The 1193-nt window shown below is 75.3% G+C and carries 1 protein-coding gene; it reads right to left on the bottom strand.

From position 1 onward, the window contains the following. Nucleotides 1-1193: polyketide synthase dehydratase domain-containing protein (locus ABZ914_RS51610; protein WP_500201851.1), on the bottom strand; the 1193-nt coding region annotated here is incomplete at both ends.

The raw sequence follows: 1193 nt of genomic DNA, 5'->3' as shown, positions 1-1193 counted from the left end.
GCCCCGCGGCCACGCGATGCGGTGGAGCGCGGCGGAGCCCGCGCCGGCGGCGGGCAGGGCCGCCGGCCGCAGCACCAGCGACCCGATCTCGGCGACGGGCCGGCCCGACCGGTCGGTGATCGCGAAGGTGACGGCGTCGTCGCCCGCCCGTGCGGCGCGTACGCGGAGCGCGGTGGCGCCGGTCGCGTGGAGCGCGACGTCGTTCCAGGCGAACGGGAGGAGCGCTCCGCCGCCGGCCGGACGCGGCGCCGCGCCGAGGTTGGCCGCTTGCAGGGCGGCGTCCAGCAGGGCCGGATGCAGGGCGTAGCCCTCCGTCTCGACCCCGTCGGGCAGTTCCACCTCCGCGAACACCTCGTCCTGGCGCGTCCAGGCGGCGCGCAGCCCGCGGAAGGCCGGGCCGTACTCGTACCCGCGTTCGGCGAGACCGGCGTAGAAGGAGTCGACGGCGGCCGGTTCGGCACCTGCCGGCGGCCACTGCGAAGGCGCCGGCGCGGCGTCGGGGACGTCCGCCGAGACGCGGCCCGTAACGTGCCGCGTCCACGGGCCGTCCGGTTCGCGACGCGAGTGGACGCTCACGGGTCGCCGCCCGGACCCGTCCTCCTCCCCGACCGTGACCGAGACGCGGACGGTCCCGTGCTCAGGCAGTTCCAGCGGCGTCTCGATGACCAGCTCCTCGATGGTCGCCGCCCCGGTCTCGGCGGCGGCCTGGAACACCAGTTCGTTGAAGACCGCGCCCGGCAGCAGCACGCGTCCGGCCACCGTGTGATCGGCGAGCCAGGGGCGGCTTGCCAGGGACAGGCGGCCTCCGGCGATCACGCCTCCGGTGTCGGGGTCGGGAGCGATGGTGTCCAGAAGCGGGTCGGTGGCCTCGATCCAGTAGCGGCGGCGCTGGAACGCGTACGTCGGCAGCGGCACGCGCCGTCCACCGCGAGGCGAATGGACCGGCGACCAGTCGACGGCCACGCCGCGGACCTGGAGTTCGGCGAGGGAGAGCAGGAAGCGCCGCAGGCCGCCGTCGTCGCGGCGCAGCGTCCCGGCGGCTACCGACGTGCGCTCGTCCACGAGCTCCTGCACGCTCGGCACCAGGACGGGATGGGAGCTGACCTCGACGAACGTCCGGAACCCGTCCTCCGTCAGCGCTTGCACCGCATCGGCGAAACGGACTTGCCGCCGCAGGTTGCGATACCAGTAGC

The organism is Spirillospora sp. NPDC046719 (assembly GCF_040645715.1).
GTDB lineage: Bacteria > Actinomycetota > Actinomycetes > Streptosporangiales > Streptosporangiaceae > Spirillospora.
This window is presented reverse-complemented; position numbering and strand designations above follow the sequence as displayed.